This is a genomic window from Desulfoluna butyratoxydans (assembly GCF_900699765.1).
Lineage (GTDB): Bacteria > Desulfobacterota > Desulfobacteria > Desulfobacterales > Desulfolunaceae > Desulfoluna > Desulfoluna butyratoxydans.
In genome coordinates this window covers 322,290-342,928 of sequence record NZ_CAADHO010000005.1, presented here as the reverse complement: position 1 = coordinate 342,928, position 20,639 = coordinate 322,290, and the positions used below count along the sequence as shown (strand labels likewise).

General features: G+C 60.1%; 15 protein-coding genes. 12 read left to right on the top strand and 3 right to left on the bottom strand.

Annotated elements, in window-relative coordinates; translation table 11 throughout:
• The first annotated feature begins 17 nt into the window (after positions 1-17).
• The 10 genes from MSL71_RS15545 (at position 18) to MSL71_RS15500 (ending at position 12,219) form a co-directional block, all read left to right on the top strand.
• Positions 18-737 carry a TetR/AcrR family transcriptional regulator gene (locus tag MSL71_RS15545; protein ID WP_180141942.1) on the top strand — a complete coding sequence of 240 codons (720 nt, stop codon included), beginning with the start codon at positions 18-20 and terminating at the stop codon, positions 735-737.
• The gene (gene sucC / locus MSL71_RS15540; protein ID WP_180141940.1) at positions 734-1,894 is read left to right on the top strand and encodes an ADP-forming succinate--CoA ligase subunit beta; all 1,161 of its coding nucleotides are present in this window, start codon (positions 734-736) and stop codon (positions 1,892-1,894) included. The genes MSL71_RS15545 and sucC overlap by 4 nt, the downstream gene beginning before the upstream one ends.
• A gap of 27 nt (positions 1,895-1,921) precedes the next feature.
• Complete coding sequence (sucD, locus tag MSL71_RS15535; protein WP_180141938.1) at positions 1,922-2,794, top strand: succinate--CoA ligase subunit alpha; 873 nt, start codon at positions 1,922-1,924, stop codon at positions 2,792-2,794.
• A 54-nt stretch (positions 2,795-2,848) separates the two neighbouring features.
• Positions 2,849-3,487 (top strand): succinate dehydrogenase cytochrome b subunit, encoded by a 639-nt coding sequence (locus MSL71_RS15530; protein WP_180141936.1) that lies wholly within the window; start codon positions 2,849-2,851, stop codon positions 3,485-3,487.
• A 357-nt stretch (positions 3,488-3,844) separates the two neighbouring features.
• Positions 3,845-5,758: a fumarate reductase/succinate dehydrogenase flavoprotein subunit gene (locus MSL71_RS15525; RefSeq protein ID WP_180141934.1), complete on the top strand. Its 1,914-nt coding sequence runs from the start codon at positions 3,845-3,847 to the stop codon at positions 5,756-5,758.
• The gene (locus MSL71_RS15520; RefSeq protein ID WP_180141932.1) at positions 5,755-6,507 is read left to right on the top strand and encodes a succinate dehydrogenase/fumarate reductase iron-sulfur subunit; all 753 of its coding nucleotides are present in this window, start codon (positions 5,755-5,757) and stop codon (positions 6,505-6,507) included. The genes MSL71_RS15525 and MSL71_RS15520 overlap by 4 nt, the downstream gene beginning before the upstream one ends.
• 160 nt (positions 6,508-6,667) lie before the next feature.
• Positions 6,668-8,395, top strand: coding sequence for an NAD-dependent malic enzyme (locus MSL71_RS15515; RefSeq protein WP_180141930.1), 1,728 nt, complete (start codon positions 6,668-6,670; stop codon positions 8,393-8,395).
• A gap of 404 nt (positions 8,396-8,799) precedes the next feature.
• Positions 8,800-9,693 (top strand): DMT family transporter, encoded by an 894-nt coding sequence (locus MSL71_RS15510; RefSeq protein ID WP_180141928.1) that lies wholly within the window; start codon positions 8,800-8,802, stop codon positions 9,691-9,693.
• Positions 9,694-10,527: 834 nt separating this feature from the next.
• Positions 10,528-11,598 carry an A/G-specific adenine glycosylase gene (mutY, locus tag MSL71_RS15505; RefSeq protein ID WP_180141926.1) on the top strand — a complete coding sequence of 357 codons (1,071 nt, stop codon included), beginning with the start codon at positions 10,528-10,530 and terminating at the stop codon, positions 11,596-11,598.
• A 36-nt stretch (positions 11,599-11,634) separates the two neighbouring features.
• Entirely contained in the window at positions 11,635-12,219 is a 585-nt protein-coding gene (locus MSL71_RS15500; RefSeq protein ID WP_180141924.1) for a DNA-3-methyladenine glycosylase I, read from the top strand.
• A 235-nt stretch (positions 12,220-12,454) separates the two neighbouring features.
• Here the strand turns inward: MSL71_RS15500 and MSL71_RS15495 are convergent, their stop codons facing one another.
• A complete protein-coding gene (locus MSL71_RS15495; protein ID WP_180141922.1) occupies positions 12,455-13,861 on the bottom strand; it encodes a deoxyribodipyrimidine photo-lyase in 1,407 nt (468 codons plus the stop codon).
• A gap of 413 nt (positions 13,862-14,274) precedes the next feature.
• On the opposite strand from MSL71_RS15495, the gene MSL71_RS15490 reads away from it, so the two are divergent.
• Together MSL71_RS15490 and MSL71_RS15485 are read left to right on the top strand one after the other, a co-directional pair.
• Positions 14,275-15,525: a glycosyltransferase family 4 protein gene (locus MSL71_RS15490; protein WP_180141920.1), complete on the top strand. Its 1,251-nt coding sequence runs from the start codon at positions 14,275-14,277 to the stop codon at positions 15,523-15,525.
• A gap of 473 nt (positions 15,526-15,998) precedes the next feature.
• The gene (locus MSL71_RS15485) at positions 15,999-18,185 is read left to right on the top strand and encodes an acetyl-CoA hydrolase/transferase C-terminal domain-containing protein (RefSeq protein WP_246317803.1); all 2,187 of its coding nucleotides are present in this window, start codon (positions 15,999-16,001) and stop codon (positions 18,183-18,185) included.
• Between the two features lie 85 nt (positions 18,186-18,270).
• Here the strand turns inward: MSL71_RS15485 and MSL71_RS15480 are convergent, their stop codons facing one another.
• Complete coding sequence (locus MSL71_RS15480; protein ID WP_180141918.1) at positions 18,271-20,004, bottom strand: Ig-like domain-containing protein; 1,734 nt, start codon at positions 20,002-20,004, stop codon at positions 18,271-18,273.
• Between the two features lie 11 nt (positions 20,005-20,015).
• Entirely contained in the window at positions 20,016-20,600 is a 585-nt protein-coding gene (locus MSL71_RS15475; protein WP_180141917.1) for a hypothetical protein, read from the bottom strand.
• Positions 20,601-20,639: the final 39 nt, after the last annotated feature.

The window sequence follows — 20,639 nt, the reverse complement described above, 5'->3', positions numbered from 1 at the left end:
CCGACCCCGGAGGGAGCATGGCCCGTAAACGTCCCGATGAAGCCGGTGTGGTCTCCCAGGTGAAAAACCCGGAGCTGGTCCACACCCGTCGTCGCCAGATTGTGGATGCTTCCGTTCATCTTTTCATCGAAAAGGGGTTCCACAAAACCCCCACCCGCCGGATCGCCGAAGCCGTTGGTTTTTCCATCGGATCCCTCTACGAATACGTCTCATCCAAGGACGATGTTCTCTACCTTGTCTGCGACGCCATCCACGACGAAATAGAAACGGGCATCCATCGCGACATTGCGCGGGAAAAACAGGGGCTCGCCGGCCTGGAGGCCGCCATCGGGGTCTACATCCGGGTGTGCGATACCATGGCCGATCACCTTCAGCTGATCTACCAGGAGACCGCGTCCCTTTCCAAGAAATGGCGGCGCCGCGTTCTGGATAGCGAGGTGCGCATCACCAATATTTTTGTGGAGCGCATCGAGCAGGCCGTGGATGAGGGGACCCTGGCTCCCATGGAACCCTCATCCGTGGAGCTTCTGGCCCACACCATCATGGTCATCGGCCATATGTGGGCCTTCAGGCGATGGTTTTTAAAGGGGCGCTACACCCTTGAAGGGTACATCGCTTTTCAAACCCGCTTTATCCTGGCTGCTGCGCGAGAGGGCGGGGCGCCCTCGGCAGGGAGTGGCACAGGGCCTGATCCACATGCGGGTAACCCATCTTCTATGCATTGGAGACAACCATGAAGATCCATGAATACCAGGCAAAGGAACTCTTCAGGGCCCATGGCATCGCCGTCCCTGATGGGGCGGTGGCACGAACACCGGGAGAAGCGGCCTTTCGGGCGGTGAGCATGGGGGACTGGCCTGTGGTGGTCAAGGCGCAGATCCATGCCGGGGGGCGCGGCAAGGCCGGGGGGGTGAAGCTGGTAAATTCAGTCGACGAGGCGGAAGCGGTGGCCAAGAGCCTTCTGGGCTCCACCCTGGTGACCCACCAGACCGGCCCCGAGGGCAAGGAGGTGCACACCCTCCTGGTGGAAGAGGGGCTGGATATCGCCCGGGAGCTTTACCTGGGTATTGTGCCGGATCGTGCCACCGGCGACATCGTCATCATGGCAAGCTCCGAAGGGGGCATGGAGATTGAGGAGGTGGCGGAGAAGACCCCGGAAAAGATCATCAAGGTGCGCGTGGGGCCCCTTGCGGGGTTGTGGCCCGGCCACCTGCGCCGGGTGACCTTTGGCCTGGGTCTGGAAGGGCGCGAAGCCAAAGCCGTTTCCGCCCTTGTCCAAAAACTCTTTGCCTTTTTCGTGGCCAAGGACTGCTCCCTGGTGGAGATCAATCCCCTGATCCTCACCGGAGACGGTGAGGCCGTGGCCCTGGACGCCAAGGTTGATTTTGACGACAACGCCCTGTATCGCCACGCAGAGATTTCTGCCTTAAGGGACGTCACCGAAGAGGCCCCCCTGGAGGTGGAGGCCTCCCGTCATCGCCTTAACTACATCAGCCTGGACGGCAACATCGGCAACATCGTCAACGGAGCGGGCCTTGCCATGGCCACCATGGACCTCATCAAGATGGCCGGGGCCGAGCCCGCCAACTTTCTCGACGTGGGGGGCGGGGCCACCAGCGAGATGGTGGAGAACGCCTTTCGCATCCTGTTGAAAGACGACAAGGTCAAAGGGGTCCTCATCAATATCTTCGGAGGCATCCTGCGTTGCGACATTTTTGCCCGGGGTGTGGTGGAAGCCGCATCCAAAACCGGCATCAGCGTCCCTGTGGTGGTGCGCATGGAGGGGACGAACGTGGAGGAGGGCCGACGGATCCTTAAAGAGTCCGGCCTCGACCTTCAGACTGCCGTTGACCTGAAAGACGCTACGGAGAAGATCGCCGCCATCGTGGCGTGATCGGATCCTGCGGGAAAGGAGTGAGCTGTGAGCATCTTCGTCGATAAATCCACGCGTTTGCTGGTTCAGGGCATCACCGGGCGTGAGGGCAGTTTTCATACCGGTCAGTGCAAGGCTTACGGAACCCAGGTGGTGGCCGGGGTCACCCCGGGCAAGGGCGGGCAGACCCATGAGGGAACCCCGGTCTTTAACACCGTGGCCGATGCCATGGCCGAAACCGGCGCCAACGCAGGCATGATCTTTGTGCCCCCGCCCTTTGCCGCCGATGCCATCGTGGAGGCTGCCGAGGCAGGCCTGGAGTTGGTGGTCTGCATCACCGAAGGCATCCCCGTGCTGGACATGGCCCGGGTGAAAAAGGTCATAAACGGAACGGGGGTGCGCCTCATCGGGCCCAATTGCCCGGGTATCATCACCCCGGGAGAGTGCAAGATCGGCATCATGCCGGGGCCCATGCACAGGCCCGGCGGCCCGGCGGGTGTGGTGTCCCGCTCCGGGACCCTTACCTATGAGGTGGTGCACCAGCTCTCCAACCAGGGCATCGGCCAGACCACCTGCGTGGGCATCGGCGGTGATCCGGTGAACGGCACCTCCTTTGTGGATGTCCTTAAAGCCTTTGAGGCCGACCCCGAGACAAAGGGGGTGGTCATGGTGGGCGAAATCGGCGGCACCGCCGAAGAAGACGCCGCCGAGTTCATCCGGGACCACATGACCAAACCCGTGGTGGGGTTCATCGCAGGGCTCACCGCGCCTCCTGGCAGGCGCATGGGCCACGCAGGGGCCATTATCAGCGGCAACAGCGGCACGGCCCAGGCCAAATTGGAGGCCATGACCTCATGCGGTGTCCACGTGTGCGAAAACCTGGGCCGCCTGGGGGAGACCTGCTGGGAAGTGTTCGGGTAGGGAGTCCAGCCCCACAGCGGGTGGGCTCCATGGGAATCATAACCGGAGGCATGCATGATGGATCTGATCGGACGAATCGCAACACCTGTAGGTAAAAAGATGCTCATGGGGATCACCGGGCTGGGGTTCTGCGGGTTCCTGGTGGTTCACCTGGCAGGCAACCTCACCTTGTTTCGCGGGGCCGGGGCCTTTGCCGAGTACACCGAGAAGCTTCATTCCCTGGGCCTTTTACTGACGGTGTCCGAGTTCGTTCTCCTGCTCATGGCCCTTGCCCATGTCCTCACCGGGGTGGTGCTGGCCCTTGAAAATTGGCGGGCGCGCCCCGAGAGGTATCAGGTCACGGCCCGCCACGGAGGGCGAACCCTGGGCTCGGCCACCATGATCTACACCGGCCTTTTGGCCCTGAGCTTCATCGTCCTGCATCTCATCGGCTTCAAGTTCTCTCCCCCGTCCGGGGCGTCACGTTACCCCGTGGTGGTGGAGACCTTCTCCCGCCTCACCTATGTGGGGGCCTACCTGCTGGGCATTCTGGCCATTTCGTTTCATGTAAGCCATGGGTTCTGGAGTGCCTTCCAGAGCCTGGGGGCAAACGGCGAGGGGAGCACGCCTTTTTTGATGCGGTGCGCAACCTGGCTGGCCGTGGGGGTGGGGATAGGATTCGGGTCAATTCCTCTTGTGTTTTTTTTGCTGTAAGGGCGATGGAAGCAACGGCCGTCAGAACGCCTGGGTAAAATCATGAGGAAGACCACTTCGAACGATGAAACCAGCTTCTATGGCGAGATGGGTGCCCTTCACCTTGCAGCCGGAGTTATTCCGGTTAAAGTCAAACGAATCCCAGACGTTTTGCATCGTGTTTTAAGAAGAATGAAATGGGCTGCTCCTGCAAAGATGGTTGCCACATGTCACACATCACGCGAATGCCCCCATAGCGCAGGCAGAATGGTTGCCTTCATGCATTCGCCATAGGGTTTCCAGGTGCCCCCACCTGGCCGCCGGAGGCTGCTTTTTGTTGCCTGAATAATGACCTTTTTTGACCCAAGGAGATGGTTTATGGCTCTTGACGCAAAGATTCCGGGCGGGCCTCTGGAGGAGAAGTGGGACCGGCATCGTTTTGAGATGAAGCTCGTAAACCCCGCCAACAAGCGCAAGTACAGTGTCATTGTGCTTGGCACCGGCCTTGCCGGTGCGTCGGCTTCTGCCACCCTGGCGGAGCTGGGTTACCGCGTAAAGACCTTCTGCCTTCAGGACAGCCCGAGGCGGGCCCACAGCATCGCGGCCCAGGGGGGGATCAACGCGGCCAAGAACTACCAGAACGACGGGGACAGCGTGCGCCGCCTCTTTTATGACACCATCAAGGGCGGGGACTTCAGGGCCAGGGAGGCCAACGTTTACCGCCTGGCCCAGGTCAGCTGCAACATCATCGATCAGTGTGTGGCCCAGGGGGTGCCCTTTGCCCGGGAGTACGGGGGGCACCTGGCCAACCGTTCCTTTGGCGGGGCCCAGGTGTCCCGGACGTTTTACGCCCGGGGCCAGACCGGCCAGCAGCTTCTCCTGGGGGCCTACGGCGCGTTGTCCCGGCAGGTGGCGGGCGGAGGCGTGACCCTCTTTACCCGACGGGAGATGGTGGAGCTGGTGGTGGAGGACGGCCGCGCCGCAGGGATCATCGCCCGGAACCTTGTCACCGGGGAGCTGGAACGCCACGCCGCCGATGCCGTGGTCATGGCCACCGGGGGCTACGGCAACGTCTATTATCTCTCCACCAACGCCATGAGCTGCAATGTGTCGGCGGCCATGATCGCCTACCGCAAGGGGGCCTTGTTTGCCAACCCCTGCTTCACCCAGATCCATCCCACCTGCATTCCGGTCCACGGTCAGTGGCAGTCCAAGCTGACCCTCATGAGCGAGAGCCTGAGAAACGACGGCAGGGTGTGGGTGCCCAGGAAAAAAGGGGATACGCGCAGCCCCAGCTCCATTCCTGAATCGGATCGGGACTACTATCTGGAGCGTAAATACCCTGCCTTCGGCAACCTGGTGCCCAGGGACGTGGCCTCCCGAAGCGCAAAAGAACAGTGCGATGCGGGTCTGGGTGTCGGGGAGACAGGGTACGCTGTCTACCTCGATTTCCGGGACGCCATAAAGCGGGACGGAGAGGAGGTGATCAAGCGCAAGTACGGCAACCTCTTCTCCATGTACCAGCGCATCACCGACGAGGACCCGTACGGCACGCCCATGCGCATCTACCCGGCGTCCCATTACGCCATGGGCGGGCTCTGGGTGGATTACAACCTCATGAGCACCATCCCCGGCCTTTTTGTGCTGGGGGAAGCCAACTTTTCCGACCACGGGGCCAACCGGCTCGGGGCCAGCGCCCTGATGCAGGGACTGGCCGACGGGTATTTTATTATCCCCTACACCCTGGGGGGCTACCTGGCGGATCGTCCCTATGGGGCCCACAAGGACTCATCGGATGCCTTTGCCGAGGCGGAATCCGCGGCAAAGGCCCGCATCGAAGGGCTGCTGGTATCCACGGGCAAGCGGACCTGCGATGACATCCACAGGGAGCTGGGCCGCATCGTCTGGGAGCACTGCGGCATGGCCCGCACCAACGAGGGCCTGGACGCGGCCCTTTCCGACGTGGAGGCCCTGGAGGCGGTTTTCCGGCAGGATCGCGCCATGGTGGGCTCGGCAGATACCTTCAACCAGAACCTTGAAAAAGCCATGCGGGTCTCTGATTTCCTTTCCTTTTCCAAAGTAATGATTGCCGATGCCAGAGCCCGCCAGGAGTCCTGCGGCAGTCACTTCAACGAGGCCTTTCAGACCGAAGATCATGAAGCCTTGCGGGACGACACCTCTTATGCCCATGTGGCGGCCTGGCGACATCGCGGCGAGGATGAAGAGCCGGAGAAGGTGGTGGAGGAGCTGAGTTTTGAAAACGTCACCCTGAGCCAAAGGAGCTACAAATGACGGACACCATCGGGTTGACCCTGAAGATCTGGAAGCAGGATGGTCCCGGTTCTGGCGGTCACCTGGAGACCTACGAGGTGAGGGACATCTCCACGGACGCCTCCTTCCTTGAGATGCTCGATATCTTGAACGAGCGGCTGGTGCGGGCAGGGGAAGAGCCCGTGGCCTTTGACCACGACTGCCGGGAAGGGATCTGCGGCACCTGCGGGGCAGTGGTCAACGGCAAAGCCCACGGCCCCCTGAAGGAGACCACCCTGTGCCAGCTCCACATGCGCCACTTTGAAGACGGCGATGTGGTGGTCATCGAACCCTGGCGATCCCGGGCCTTTACCGTCATCAAAGACCTGGTGGTGGACCGTGGGGCCCTGGACGCCATCATCCAGGCCGGGGGCTACATCTCGGTAAACACCGGGGGCGCCCCGGACGCCAACGCCGTGGCCGTCTCCCAGGAGCAGGCCGAGCTGGCCATGGACGCCGCCGAGTGCATCGGGTGCGGTGCCTGCGTGGCTGCCTGCCCCAACGGCGCTGCCATGCTCTTTACCAGCGCCAGGGTCTCCCACCTGTCCACCCTTCCCCAGGGAAAGCCCGAGGCCAGAAAAAGGGTGGAGTCCATGGTGGCCTGCATGTCCGAGCAGGGGTTCGGCAACTGCGGCAACGAGCGGGAGTGTGAGGCGGCCTGTCCCAAGGGCATCTCCATTTCCCATATCTCGAAGCTGAACCGGGAATTCTTGAAATCGTTTTTTAAGTGATTGATTGTGTGTGTCGTGCTCACCCTGACAACTGGTTGAAATTTAAGTCGAAGACTCTATTCATCCTGCAGGGTTCATGATATAGAGGTTCGGATGCGGCCAGAGAAACAAGGCAAACAAAGTCAGGGACTCGGATAGCAATGAAGGGGGTAGACGACACATGGGTATTTACGATTTACAGTTTGACGACTACGGTAACACCAGGGCCCTTAAGGTCAACGCCAAAGGCAACGCGGTTCTGTTCCACAACTACACCAACAAAGGGGTGGCCTTCTCCGATGAGGAGCGCGAATTATTTGAAATCAGCGGGCTGGTTCCCCCTGAAGTCAAAAGCCTCTCCCAGCAGGTCTTGAACGCTCAGGATATCATCCGGGAGAAGATAAGCGACTTTGAGAAGTTCATTTATATCCGGTCCCTTTTTGACCGGAATGCCACCCTCGCCCACGCCCTCCTTGCAAGCGACATCACCCGATACATGTCCATTGTGTACACGCCCACGGTGGGGATCGTCTGCCAGCGGTTCTCCTCCATGTTCCGCCAGGGCAACGGACTCCATTTCTATCCCGGCAACATCGACGATGCCGAAAAGATCCTGCGCCGTTACGAGCGTGCGGATATCCGTGTGGCTGTTGTCACCGACAACCAGGGCATCCTGGGTATCGGCGACCAGGGGGCAGGGGGCCAGGCCATCTGCCTCGGCAAGCTCATGCTCTATACCCAGGGGGCCGGTATCGCGCCCTGGCACTGCCTGCCTATCTCTCTGGACGTGGGCACGGACAATGAGAAACTCCTCAGGGATCCCAAATACATCGGCTGGCACCACAAGCGCCTCACCGGGGACGAGTACTTCGCCTTTGTGGAGAAGTTCGCCAAAGCCTTTAAAAAAGTGTTCCCCAACGCCCTGTGCCAGTGGGAAGACTTCTCCAAGCAGAACGCCTTTACCGTGCGGGATACCTATGTAAACGATCTTATCAGCTTTAACGACGATATCCAGGGCACCGGTTCAGTAACCCTGGCAGGCATCCTGGCTGCCATGAAGATCAAGAACGAGGGCATTAAAGACCAAGTCTACCTCATCCACGGCGCAGGAGCAGGCGGCGTGGGCATTGCCGAGCAGATCGAGGCGGCCCTGGTGGAAGAGGGCATGGCCGTTGCCGACGCCCGCGCCCGTATCTACACCCTGGATTCCCGGGGCCTGGTCACCACGGACCGCCGCCTTGACCCCTACAAGGGAAAATTCGCCAAGGACCCCGGGGCACTCCCCTGGTTCAACAGCTCAGAGGACGGCGCCCTGGAAAACGTCATTGAAAAGGCGGGAGTCACCGTTCTCATCGGCACCTCCGGCCAGCACGGCTGCTTCACCCAAGAGGTGGTGACCAAAGTCCTGGCCAACACCGAGCGTCCCATCATCCTTCCTTTGAGCAACCCCACGGCCAATACCGAGGCCATTCCCGAGGACATCTACAACTGGACCGACGGCAAAGCCCTCGTGGCCACGGGCAGCCCCTTTGACCCGGTGAGCCACGGCGGCTCCGAATACCGCGTGGGCCAGTGCAACAACGTCTTCATCTTCCCCGGGGTGGGCCTGGGCGTCATTGCATCCGGGGCCACCACCGTGCTCCCCAGCTTTTTCACGGCCGCCGCCCATGCCGCAGCAGACTGCGTCGGCAACGAAGACCTCGCCCGTGGCGCCCTGTTCCCCACCGTGGACAGGCTCCAGGAGGTGACCCTCAAAGTGGCCAAAGCCGTGGGACGCGCCGCCATCCGCGAAGGCGTCGCCCGAAAATGCGCCTTCAGCTCCTTTGATCACGGCATGGACCCCGAACGCCTGGACGAAGCCGTGGACCATATGATCTGGAAACCGGTCTACCTTCCCTTGGAGGCCTAAAATTTAGGAAGCGTAAATATAGGAGAGGCCTTCTATGCTCAAAGTCGCCGGAAAAAGCAAGCCTCCGGCGGCGAGGTGGAGCCACCTCGAAAGCTTATTGCGCTTGCGCATTTTCCTTCGTTTCTCAGGAAAATGCGCAAGCGCCTTCGGTTCGGGCTTCGCCCGATACATAAGCTGATGGTTTGTACGAGTTGTCCCACAAACCTTGAAAGTATAGGGCGCGTTGCTGTAACTATCTAATTATCGGGATTAATCGCTCTGGTTCCGATTGTTGCGCCGTATCCCGATGACATGGGTTGAGCGTGATACCCAGACACGGGCGCAGCCCGTAAGCAAATGCGGAGGGCGAGGAACGAGCACCGAAGCATTTGCGAAGGAGGGTCCGTGTCGGGTATAACAGGGCCATGAATGAAACCCACGCATCCAACGCAGGAAAGGAACTCATGGCTTCGGGCATGTCCCGGGATTATCTTCTGATCCATACGGCCACGCTGCTCTTCGGACTGGCCGGGCTTTTTGGGAAGCTGGTGCACCTCTCCCCTGTGGCCATTGTGTTCGGGCGGGTGTTTTTTGCCGCGCTCTTCCTGGGGCCAGTGATTCTCCTGGCCGGACGTCCCTTGCGCCTTGCTTCCACGCGGGATTACCTGCTGATGGCCCTTCAGGGCCTTATCCTGGCGGTGCACTGGGGTACGTTTTTCCGGTCCATCCAGGTGTCGTCCGTTGCCGTCGGCTTGCTGACCTTTGCCACCTTTCCGGTGTTCACCACACTTTTAGAACCCCTTTTAGACGGCACCTCCTTTCGGTGGCGAACCCTTGCCCCCGCCTTGTGGACCCTTGCCGGGGTGTTTCTTGTGGTGCCCCGTTTTCATCCGGGAGAGCCTGTGTTCGAGGGGGCCCTCTGGGGCCTGGCCTCGGGCCTGACCTTTGCCGTGCTCTCCCTTCTCAACCGTCGGTTCGGAAAGAGGTATCACGGCGCCGTGGTCTCCTTCTGGCAGGATGCCGCCGCTGTGCTGGTTCTCCTGCCCGTTCTCTTTCTTTTCCCTCAAATTCCCACGGCAACCGATCTCGGGTACCTCCTGCTTCTGGGCGTTCTGTTTACCGGGGTCTCCCACACCTTGTTCATCCAGGGCATGAAAACCGTGTCGGCCCGAAAGGCAAGCATTATCGCGTCCCTGGAGCCGGTGTACGGCATCGCCGCTGCCTGTCTCCTCCTGGGCGAAGTGCCCACGGCGCGATCCCTTGCGGGCGGGGCCATGATCCTGGCCGCTGCCCTGTGGGTGACACTGCGGAGAGGGTAAAGGGCATGCAAAAGCAAACCTCCGGTGGCCAAGGGCTGAGCCCTTGGAACCCAGGATCGCAAATGCCCCGGGGCTTCGCCCCTGCACATTTGCTGGTGGGCTTGGTCCGTGGTGAATATCGAATGCAAGGGGGGAACCCTTGGACCAGGGGACCTTTCGTTCCCAGGCTCTGCCTCCATCCTTGAATCGCGTCATCTTGTATATTTTGCCCATGATGCCGCTATGCTCCACACCCGCAAGGCGGAGCCTTGCAACCGACGCCCCCAGGCAGAGCCTGGGAGCGAGAAACGGTTTTGCAGGAGTGGCCCGTTTCATTGGCTTTTTTTTGATGAAGTTTGGGCCGCCCCTTCAAAATAACAGAGATAAATCGACCGAAACGGAGCGCCGCACTCCGGTGCGGCTTTTTCGTCCGTCGTTACCCATGCCGCACAGGAGTGCGGCGCTCCAGGGGACAAGGGGGGCGGAAGTGTTGTTCCCAAGGAAGCCGCCTGCGCCCATGGCTATGAGTCACCCTTCGATTCACGTCAATGGCCTACGGCGCGACAATCGATTTGTCTTCGTAACGTGCTTTTAAGGTGGCACACCTTGCAGCCGGAGACAATGCGGTTAAATTTATAATGGTCAAGTATCGACGGCGGATCCTGTTGGGTCGAAGCTTGTGAACCAGTGCGCACACATCATCAGCGTTTGTATCGGGCGAAGCCCGAGTCGAAGGCCCTTGCGCTTTGGCCCGAGGAACGAGGGACAAAGCGCAAGGGCAATATGCTTTCGAGGTGGCTCACCTCGCCGCCAGAGGCATGCTTTTTTCCAGCAACTCCAACATCAAGGACGCATATGACAGACATACTGGACGCGGGGCTTCTGCTCTCGTGGTACGACACCCACAAGCGGATCCTGCCGTGGCGGCAGACCAGGGACCCTTACCGGATCTGGCTCTCCGAGGTGATGCTCCAGCAGACCCAGGTGGCCACGGTGATTCCCTATTACAACCGGTTCACCGATGCCTTTCCCGACGCCACGGCCCTTGCTGACGCCCAGGACGACCGGGTGCTCAAGATGTGGGAGGGGCTCGGTTACTACAACCGCTGCCACAATTTGCTGAAGGCCATGCGGAAGGTTCGTGATGAGCATGGGGGCAGGGTGCCGGACACCCCGGAGGCCTTTTCCGGCTTGCCCGGTGTGGGGCCATATACATGCGCGGCGGTCCAGAGCATTGCCTTCGGGCATTCCCTGGCAGCCGTGGACGGCAACGTCAACCGGGTGGTGACTCGGCTTTTTGCCCTTGACGGGGTGGTGACCTCCGCAGGGGTGAAACGGGCTATTCAGGATGCGGTGGACTCGGCTGTGTCGGAAACGCGGCCCGGGGATTTCAATCAGGCCATGATGGAGCTCGGGGCCACGGTCTGCACGCCCAGGCGACCCGATTGCTCCCGGTGTCCCTTGAGATCCGGTTGCAAAGCCCGGGCGTTGGGCAGGCAGGAGGCCTTTCCCGTCAAGGGAGCGAAAAAGGCCGTCCCCCTTTACCCCGTGGCCCTGGCCGTGGTGGTGAAGGACGGAAAAATCCTGGTGCAGAAGCGCCCGGCCAAGGGCCACCTTGCCGGGATGTGGGAGTTCCCCGGGGGGCGGGTCCTGACAGGGGAAACCCACGAAGATGCCCTGGGGCGGTGCCTCATGGATGAGCTGGGGGTGGTTCCGGCTGTGGGAAAACTGGTGGGAAGCGTGACCCACGCCTATTCGCATTTTCGGGTGCAGCTTTATCTCTATCTGGCAGAGGTTGGCGGAGGTTCCCCAACGTCGAAAAAGGGGCAGCCCGTGGACTGGATTACGACGGAGGACCTGAATCGCCTCGCCTTCCCCACAGCCAATAGAAAATTGTTTCCACTGTTGGTGGAGGCGTTGGGATAATCCTGGCGACATGAAACGTTTAAGGAAGGATAGTTGATGACAGACGAACGATGCCCCTGGTGCGGGGACACCCCTATTTACGTGGCCTATCACGACGACGAGTGGGGCGTGCCCGAGCACGACAGCGGAAAACTCTTTGCCATGCTTTTGCTTGAAGGGTTTCAGGCCGGGCTCTCATGGATCACGGTGCTCAAAAAACGGGCGCACTACATGGAGGTGATGGACGGGCTTGCCCCTGAGAAGATCGCCCTCTACGACGAGGCCAAGGTCGAGGCGCTCCTGGCCGATCCCGGGATCATTCGGAACAAGCTGAAGGTGAGGGGCGCGGTGAAAAACGCCAAGGCATTCCTCGCGTTGGAAGAGTCGCCGGGTGCCTTCTCAGAGCTTCTCTGGGGATTCACAGGCGGCAAGACCCTGGACAACGGTTTTCGAACCATGGCCGAGGTGCCCGCCAGCACCCCGGAGTCCGATGCCATGAGCAAAGCCCTTAAAAAGTTGGGGTTCACCTTTGTGGGGTCCACCATCTGTTACGCCTTTATGCAGGCCGTGGGCATGGTCAACGACCACCTGGTGACCTGCCCCCGATACCGCGAGCTGGGCGGCAAGGTGGGGGCACCTTGAAACCCCATGGCCAATGCATATGAATGCAGCCATCATGCGACCGGTTTTACTTTTCACTCCCAGGCTCTGCCTGGGAGCGAAGCAAATAAGTAGGGTATGTGAATACCCCACATCGTTGATTTCGGGCGCAGCCCGTCAGCACATGTGACGTCCCTGAGGAACGAAGGGAATAGCCTGTTAGCGGGGTACGTTTCGTTCCCAGGCTCCGCCTGGGAATGCTTTCGAGGTGTTTTCGCTATTGTGGCCTCGCCACCGGAGGCTGTTTGTTAACCAACTCCTCCACCCGTTTTACATACCCTTCAATATTGCATTTCCGTTTCAGGCCGGATGCCTTCATGGAGCGCACTTTGCCGAAGCCCGGCTGCTGTGGCCAGGCGCGGTCGTGGAGGCCGAATGTCCAGCCCACTCCGGCATAGGAGTTGGGGTCCCGTCCGTCCAGAAAGTAGCGGTTGTTGAGGTAGAGGGCTGTTTCAAAGGCTTCTTTGGCATCGTGTGACCATTCCAGTATTTTTTTCCCCCAGTACATTCGCATGTAGTTGTGCATGAACCCGGTGTGGACCATTTCGGCCATGGCTGCGTTCCAGTAGGGATCGTTGGTCTTGCAGGCCGTGAGTTCCTCTTTTGTATAGAGGTCCTTTTGCATACCCCGGGCGGCAAGGGTTTCCTGCGCCCAGGCAGGGGCTGCGGCCTCGAAGGTGTCGTAGTCGGGTTCGAACCAGGCGTAGTTGATGGCCAGCTCCCGGCGGACGATGAGCTCTTCCAGGAAAACGGCCACGTCTTCGGGGCAGGATGCTCCCCCGTGGCTTGCTGCAAGGGCTGCATCCAGGGGAGAGAGCTGTCCGAAGTGGAGGTAGGGGGAGATCTCGGAGATGGCGTTTTCCTCGGGTTTGTTTCGCAGGGACGCGTAGCGGGGAAGGATCTCCGACACAAAGTGGGCCAGTTTTTCCTGGGCTTCGTCTTCCCCGCCTTTGAATCGGCTGACAGGTGCCACGCTTCGGTCGACGTTGAAATGGTCCGGTACCCCCTTGCTTGGATCGATAGCGCCTTTGGGAAGGAGGGCAGGGGGAAAGGGGACCTTTACAGGCGTGGGGGCGAGCCCCACCAGGTAGCGGTCCAGAAGCCGTTCGATTTTGGGCCGGATGGTGCGGGCGGCGTATTCCCGTTTGGCGGATGCACATTCAACCGGCACCACGGCGTCGGACTCCACCTCCACCACCGGGCACGGGGATGAGGCGGCAATTTTAAGCCTCCAGCTGCGCTGGTGTCTGAGGTAGCCCCGGTCACAGACGATGAGGGCTGCGTCATCTGAGAGCCCAAGGGCAACCTCGGCCGGAACCCCGGGGAGGATGCTGAACCCGATGTCTCGTACTTTCAGGTTTTTTTGGACATCGCAGAGCCCTTCCATCATGAAGTGGTAGTGGCGCCAGGTGGCCTCGGGGTAGCCTTCCATGAGGCCTGTGACCGTGAGCAGGGGAAGGCTTTCGTCGTTGGCCCGTTGCACAGCGTACTCCAGGGCGTGGTTGAACCGGGTGCGCTGGCTCTGCTGCATGAGGTAGAGAACGTAGCGGCCCCTGGTCGGGCGCCGATTGCTGAGGTGGTGGATGCGTGTTGCATCAATAAACGGGTTGGCGGTGATAACCATGGGAACTCCGGTGCGGTTGGGTTGACGGGACAGGCTGTGGCTGAAACATGTGGCCTTCATTTTCTCACAGGCGGCGTCCCGGGACAAGGAGGATGGGGGACATGACCGCCGGAGCAGGGCTCCTGACGTGATGTGTTGGCTTGAAATAAGGGTTTCAAGGCGGTTCACTGTGCGTTAGGTTGGCTTTTGTCCGGGCTTCCGGAAAGGAAAAGATGTGTTTAACAGTGACGATGGATCAGGTGACATGTGATGAAAGAGTTTAAGGCGTGGTGTCGGAATTATTTTGAAGTTGCCATTGTCCTGCTGCTCCCCGGTTTGGGGTATGTGGCGGGACTTTTTCTTTATATCTGGGAATATGTGATCGAAGGGAGAAAGCCCCACCGGGTGCCGGGCCTTGAAAGGAGGTCCTTGCGATGAGTGATTCACAGCCTTCGTTGCGCATCTGTCTGGTGAGTTACCGGAGCAACCCGTATTGCGGTGGCCAGGGGGTGTACATTCGTCATCTGGCAAGGGCCCTTGCCGATCTGGGGCATCGGGTCCACGTTCTTTCCGGGGAACCTGCCCCCATCCTTGACGAGGACATCGGGCTTACCGTGTTGCCGGGCCTGGATCTCTACAGCCCCGAGACCATGGAGAATGGGGCAGGCTACAGCCAGTTGAAGGATCCCCTCAAGTTTACCGAATGGTGGCTCAACTCTACCCTTGGCTACCCCGAGCCCTTCTCTTTCGGGGTGCGCGCCCGGCGGTTTTTCGAGGCCGAGGGCCACCGGTTCGACATTATCCACGACAACCAGTCCCTCTCCTGGGGGCTTCTTTCGGTGAGCCGGAAGATCCCCACGGTCGCCACCATCCACCATCCCATGACACGGGACCGGGACATTGCCGTGATGAGCACCCGGAATCTTTGGAAGCGGGCACGGGCCATGCGCTGGTACTCGTTTATCGGCATGCAGAAACGTGTGGCGCGAAAGCTCCCTGCCGTCATCACCGTTTCCCAGGTATCAAAAACAGACATCGCGGCAGATTTCGGCGTCTCTCCGAGCAAGCTGCACGTCATCCCCATCGGCATCGACACAGCCCGTTTCTACCCGTTGCCGGAGATTCCCAAAGACCCCCGCAGGATCATCGTGACCAACAGTGCGGACAGCCCCTTGAAGGGGCTCTATTACCTGATGCACGCGGTGGCCGCCATGAAGGACGAGGGCGATGTGAAGCTTACGGTCATCGGTCAGCCCAAGGAGGGCGGTATTGTGCAGCGTCTGGTGTCGTCCCTGGGGCTTTCCGGGGTGGTAGAGTTCACCGGCAGGGTCTCGGATCGGCGCCTGGTGGAAGAGTATGCCCGGGCATCGGTTGCGGCGGTTCCCTCCCTGTACGAGGGGTTCGGCCTTCCCGTTGGCGAGGCCATGGCCTGCGGCGTGCCCGTGGTCTGCACGGACGGAGGGGCCTTGCCCGAGGTGGCGGGGGATGCGGCGCGCATTGTCCCGGCCGGTGATGTAACGGCCCTGAAGGATGGCTTGAAGGAGCTTCTGGCTGATGGGGATGCGGCCGCTTCCCTGGCGCGTAAAGGGGAGGACAGGGTCCACAGCCGGTTCGTCTGGAGGCGGACGGCCGAAGAGACTGTTGAGGTGTATCGCCGGGTGATGAAGTCCCACTGCTCCGTGTGACCCGTGAATTGTATCATGTAAATCGCCTGTTATGCTTTTGGGGAAGTCGGTGATCTCCTGGGGAACTAAGGTGCGTCTCCTTGGCTGATGTAAACGCCAGAATATTCGTATAGTAAAAGCGAACAGTGTTGACACGCTGTGACTATGTTTGTAGGCTATGTCTATTCTGGCGTACGGCTTTGTAATAAGCCCGTGTGTGGGGCCTTTCCATCGCAGCGTGTTCCGCTGTGATCCCGGACCCGGCAGCACGCTGAGGGCGCTTGTGTATCGGGGATCACCCCGATGCAGGGCCGTGGCAACAGTGTGGCAAAGGTGGTGGACCGTTTTTTTTCATGATGGCGGCTCATTGCGGTCTAACAATGAATACCGGTTCAGTGCCTTGCTGCATACGGCTTGTAAGGGAGAGCGGGAGTGCGTTTGCTCGACGCATCCGTTTGGATATAAATCAGGTTGATCTGCAGGGAGGTATTGTTGTGATTGAGCATAATGGACCGACGTATTACACAGATGTCACCAAGGTAGTGGACCATATCATCGAAGCATTTGATAAGAAGATAGCCTTCGGCATGCCCATTGCCTTAGGCAAATCCTATCAGATTGCCAACGAAATCTACCGCAGGGCCAAAAGCGATCCGACCATCGAGCTGACGATCATCACGGCCCTTTCCCTTGAGAAGCCCACCTGGTCGAATGATCTGGAGAGGCGCATGCTGCAGCCCCTCCGGGATCGTGTCTGGAAAGATATCCCCGATTTTGATTACATGCTGGACCTCCGAAAAGGGGCCCTGCCCCCCAACGTGAAGATGAAGGAGTTCTACTACAAGGCCGGATCCGTCAAGAACGATCCCATGGCTCAACAGAATCACTACAGCTCCAACTATACCCACGTGGGTCGCGATATCATGAACGAGGACTGCAACGTTCTCTACTGCCATGCCGTGGCCAAAAAAGAGATCGACGGCAAGGTGTGCTACAGCGACAGCTGCAACGCAGACCTTTCCCTTGATATCAAAAAATTCATCCCGGAAGCCAAGGCCGCCGGGAAGAAGTTTCTCCACGTGGGGCACGTCAACAACTCGCTGCCCTTCATGTACGGCGACGCCGTGGTGGGGGAGGATGATTACGACATCATCCTGGACAACCCCGAGTACGAAACCCCGCTTTTCTCCGTGCCCAAGGCGCCGGTGAACACGGCCGACCACATGATCGGCCTTCACGTCAGCTCCCTGGTCAAGGACGGTGGGTCCCTGCAGATCGGCATCGGGTCCCTGGGCGACGCCATTGCCTCGGCCCTGATCATGCGAAACACGGCCAACGCAGATTACAAGAAGGTGCTGGAAGATTTGGGCATCAACGCCAGGTACGGTACCCTCGTGGACCATATCGGGGGTCGGGAGCCCTTTGAAGAGGGCCTGTACGGCACCACCGAAATGCTGGTGGACGCCTTTATCGAGCTGTACAAGGGCGGGGTTATCAAGCGGCGGGTTTACGGGAACCTGGAGATACAGCGCCTTATCAACGAAGGTGTCCTTTCCGAAGCCCTGACCCGGGACTCCGTGAAGGCCCTGCTTTCCCAGGAATCCTTCCAGCCCATTATGAAAAAGGACGACTTTGAGAGCCTCCAGCATTTCGGGGTGTTCAAGCCGGGCCTGACCTGGAACGATTACGCCATCGTCAACGGCGAAGCACGTTACTCCACGGACTTTCGGGACGGGGCCAATCTGGACGCCATCCTGGACAACTGCATCGGAGAGAGCCTCCTCAACGGCGTCATCGCCCACGGGGGCTTTTTCATCGGGCCCAACCAGTTCTACGACACCTTGCGGAACATGAGCGACGACGAGCGCAAGCTCTTTGAGATGACCGGGGTGGCCGTTCTCAACCAGCTGTATGGTGACGAAAAGCTCCGAACCCTCCAGAGAAAGGACGCACGTTTCGTCAACGCCGGGATGATTGTCTCCGTTGTGGGCAACATCGCCTCCGATGCCCTTGAAAACGGCACCGTCATCAGCGGCGTGGGCGGGCAGTACAACTTTGTCTCCATGGCCCACGCCATTGACGACGCCCGGCTGATCATGATGATCCGCGCGGTGAAGGAGACGGCCAACGGTCCGAAGTCCAACGTGGTCTTTAACTACGGGTACACCACCGTGCCCAGGCACCTCAAGGACATCGTGGTGACCGAGTACGGCATCGCCGACCTGCGCGGCAAAGTAGACCACGAGGTGGTGGCGGCCCTCATCAACGTGGCGGATTCCCGGTTCCAGGGCGAGCTGCTTGAAAAAGCGAAAAAGGCCAAAAAACTGCCCGCCGACTATGAGATCCCTGCCGAGTACCGCAACAACTACCCCGAGGTCATCGCCAAGAAACTGCAACCCTTCCGGGCCATGGGCAAGAAGTACTTCGACACCTTCCCCTTCGGGTGCGAGTTCACCAAGGAGGAGCTGGTCCTCGGCCGCTCTTTGAGGGAGTTCAAGGCCAAGATGGACAAGCAGAAGATCAAGACCATCATGGGGCTTGCCAAGCAGATGATCTCTTCTGTTCCCGACGAAGCCAAGCCGTACCTCAAGCGGATGCAGCTTGACCGTCCCGGGGACTTCAAAGAGAAGATGACCCAGAAGCTGGTCACCTTTGCCCTGAAGGAGTCCGGTCAGATCTGATCAGCCCCTTAACAAACACGAAATGCAAAACGGCCGATGTGGACACCACATCGGCCGTTTTTATGTTTGGGGGGTGCCTCTGCTTTTAGTCCAGGGACCGGATAAAGCATCCGCCGCCACCGCCCCCTCCGGATGACGAGGGCGTTGCCTGGGTGGTGAAACTCCAGGTGACCGGTGAATCCAGGGCATTGCCGGCGGCATCCCGCACGTCCGTGGTGAGGGTGAAGGTGTAGGAGGTCTGGTAGGCAAGGGGAGACGCCGGGGTAAAGGAGGCGGTGCGACTGGCCGCATCATAGGTGACGGTCCCAGCAAGGCCCTGGGCGCTGGTGAAGGTTGCCGTGGTGATACTGGCCGGGTCCATGGGCTCGTCAAAGAGGACGGAGACTGTGCTGTTGACGCCGATTCCTGACGTGCCGGACGTGGGGTAGGTCTGGGAGACCGTGGGCGGCACCACATCGAAGATGATGTCTATAACCTGGGTGGCCGTGTTGTCTGCGTCGGCGTTGTCCGTTGCCTTCACCGTGACGGTGTTGGTGCCCGGAGAGAGGGTGAGGTCAGACGACCATGACGCGGTTGCGCCGCCCAGGGCGGAACCGCCGGCGGCAGGCACCCCGTTGACAGTCACCTGCTGGACGCCGGAGTCGCCCCGTCCGGCGTCCGAGGCGGTGCCGGTAAGGGTGATGGTGTCTGTCCTGACAAAGTCACCTGTGGTGTGGCTGGTGACGGTAAGCAGCGGGGCCACCAGGTCACCGATGGCTTCGGGCATGGTGAGGGTGACGGTCGATGCTCCGTCCGCCACGGTGTGGGAGACGGTGTGGCTGAAGGAGGCAATGGTTGCCCGCAGTTGAATGGAGCGGCGGGTGGGGTGGATGGCGTTGGTGAGCCCTGAGGCATCGGTGGTGTCAAAGGGTGTCTGGTCCAAATAACTGTCACTTCGGACTTTATCCCCGGTAAGGACCGCGTTGTTGGTGACGTCCCCGTATACCCGCCCTCCCTGGAGGCTGTTCTGGCCGTCCACGGGAGCGGCTGCATCCAGAAGGTCCACGGTGACACCCACAATGGGCTGACCGATGCTGTTTTCCACCCTCACGGTCAGGGTACTCCTGGGATACCCGTGGACCAGGGCGGCAATATCGTCAAGCTCCAGGCTGCCTTTGTCCCTGAAACCAATGGCCCCTGCCGAGTAGTTCCAGTACATGGTCGCCTCTTCAAAGTTGGCACCGCACCCTTCGGATCCGGCGCTCTGGCATTGGGCCCCGGCGTGGCTGAGCCCAGCGCTGTGACCGCTTTCATGGGCCACCACCGCAGCGGTGTCGATGGTGCCGCCGCTGCCGTCTCCCCATGTGTACTCCTCGCCGTTGAAGGCGATGTCCGATTCAACGGCCCTGTAGGAACCGCCCACTCCGAGGGTCCAGGTGGTGCTGATGGCAAGGACCCCTTCACCGACCCGGTCGTTGCGGGTGGCAAACTGGGGGTCGATGTTGATGAGGTTGGTGCCGTCCCTGGACACGGTCGTGAGGGGGGAGGATCCCTGGTATGAAAAGGCGAAGGTGCTCATCTCAATGGCATTCCACGTGTTGACACCGGCTTGCAGGGAGGGGATAAGGCCAGCCGGCGTGGTGTTGGAGATGGCATAGTCCATGGTGCCCCCGGGCCATCTGCGCAGGTTGCCGTCGCAGCATCTTTCGACGTAGAGCAGTGCCCCGCATCCCTGGTTGGTGCTGCCCGTATCCCGAATCCAGCACCAGGCAAAGAGGGGCCCGGGCAAAAGGAGAAGCAGCAGGCCGGATATAAAAAGTTTCGACAGGGTTGATTTCATGCAAAAAAAGCCTATGGTTGTCGCGCTTCATCGGCGGGCGGAAGAAGGGCCCGGACACGTTGGAAAAACAGGTCCAGGGCCTCGCCGTTGGGGGGCAGGGGGTTGAGGCTGAGGGCCTTGGTCTCCGCGCTTTGCGTGGTCCTGGCCCGGAAAACGGGGCCGGTGACGCTCTGGGAGGCGTCGTCCGGGTCGGTTTCAATGCGGCAGAGGCCGTAGTAGAGCCCGTAGATGGTGTAATCCTCTTCGTGTTGCCGGAGAAAGAGGACCACCTCTTCATCGACATGGAGGTCCGGCACGCCGTGGACCTCCATGCGCATGTCCCCGATCTGGCCGCCCATGGTGCGCACCACGATGGTCTCGGGGCGATGGGCGGTGGGGTGTTTGAGAAATTCCATGGTCTCAAGGGTCACATCCGTGTAGATGCGGCCCTCGTCCCAGTACGCATGGGTATCCCGAACGACACCCGCCACGATGGTGTCGACCTTTTGCGTCAGTTGGGTCAGGCTGACGGGAATGACTGTTGTTGCGGAAGAGGAGGGGACAGAAAAGATAAACAACAGGATGGACAAAAACGCTGCATAACGCACAGGAGCCATACAAGCCTCGACAGTGTATCTTACGTTACCATAAACGGT

Coding starts and splice junctions, on each gene's coding strand:
- MSL71_RS15545 (WP_180141942.1), top strand. CDS start 18: ATGGCCCGTAAACGTCCCGATGAAGCCGGTGTGGTCTCCCAGGTGAAA.
- sucC (WP_180141940.1), top strand. CDS start 734: ATGAAGATCCATGAATACCAGGCAAAGGAACTCTTCAGGGCCCATGGC.
- MSL71_RS15530 (WP_180141936.1), top strand. CDS start 2,849: ATGATGGATCTGATCGGACGAATCGCAACACCTGTAGGTAAAAAGATG.
- MSL71_RS15525 (WP_180141934.1), top strand. CDS start 3,845: ATGGCTCTTGACGCAAAGATTCCGGGCGGGCCTCTGGAGGAGAAGTGG.
- MSL71_RS15520 (WP_180141932.1), top strand. CDS start 5,755: ATGACGGACACCATCGGGTTGACCCTGAAGATCTGGAAGCAGGATGGT.
- MSL71_RS15515 (WP_180141930.1), top strand. CDS start 6,668: ATGGGTATTTACGATTTACAGTTTGACGACTACGGTAACACCAGGGCC.
- MSL71_RS15510 (WP_180141928.1), top strand. CDS start 8,800: ATGAATGAAACCCACGCATCCAACGCAGGAAAGGAACTCATGGCTTCG.
- mutY (WP_180141926.1), top strand. CDS start 10,528: ATGACAGACATACTGGACGCGGGGCTTCTGCTCTCGTGGTACGACACC.
- MSL71_RS15500 (WP_180141924.1), top strand. CDS start 11,635: ATGACAGACGAACGATGCCCCTGGTGCGGGGACACCCCTATTTACGTG.
- MSL71_RS15495 (WP_180141922.1), bottom strand. CDS start 13,861: ATGGTTATCACCGCCAACCCGTTTATTGATGCAACACGCATCCACCAC.
- MSL71_RS15490 (WP_180141920.1), top strand. CDS start 14,275: ATGAGTGATTCACAGCCTTCGTTGCGCATCTGTCTGGTGAGTTACCGG.
- MSL71_RS15480 (WP_180141918.1), bottom strand. CDS start 20,004: ATGAAATCAACCCTGTCGAAACTTTTTATATCCGGCCTGCTGCTTCTC.
- MSL71_RS15475 (WP_180141917.1), bottom strand. CDS start 20,600: ATGGCTCCTGTGCGTTATGCAGCGTTTTTGTCCATCCTGTTGTTTATC.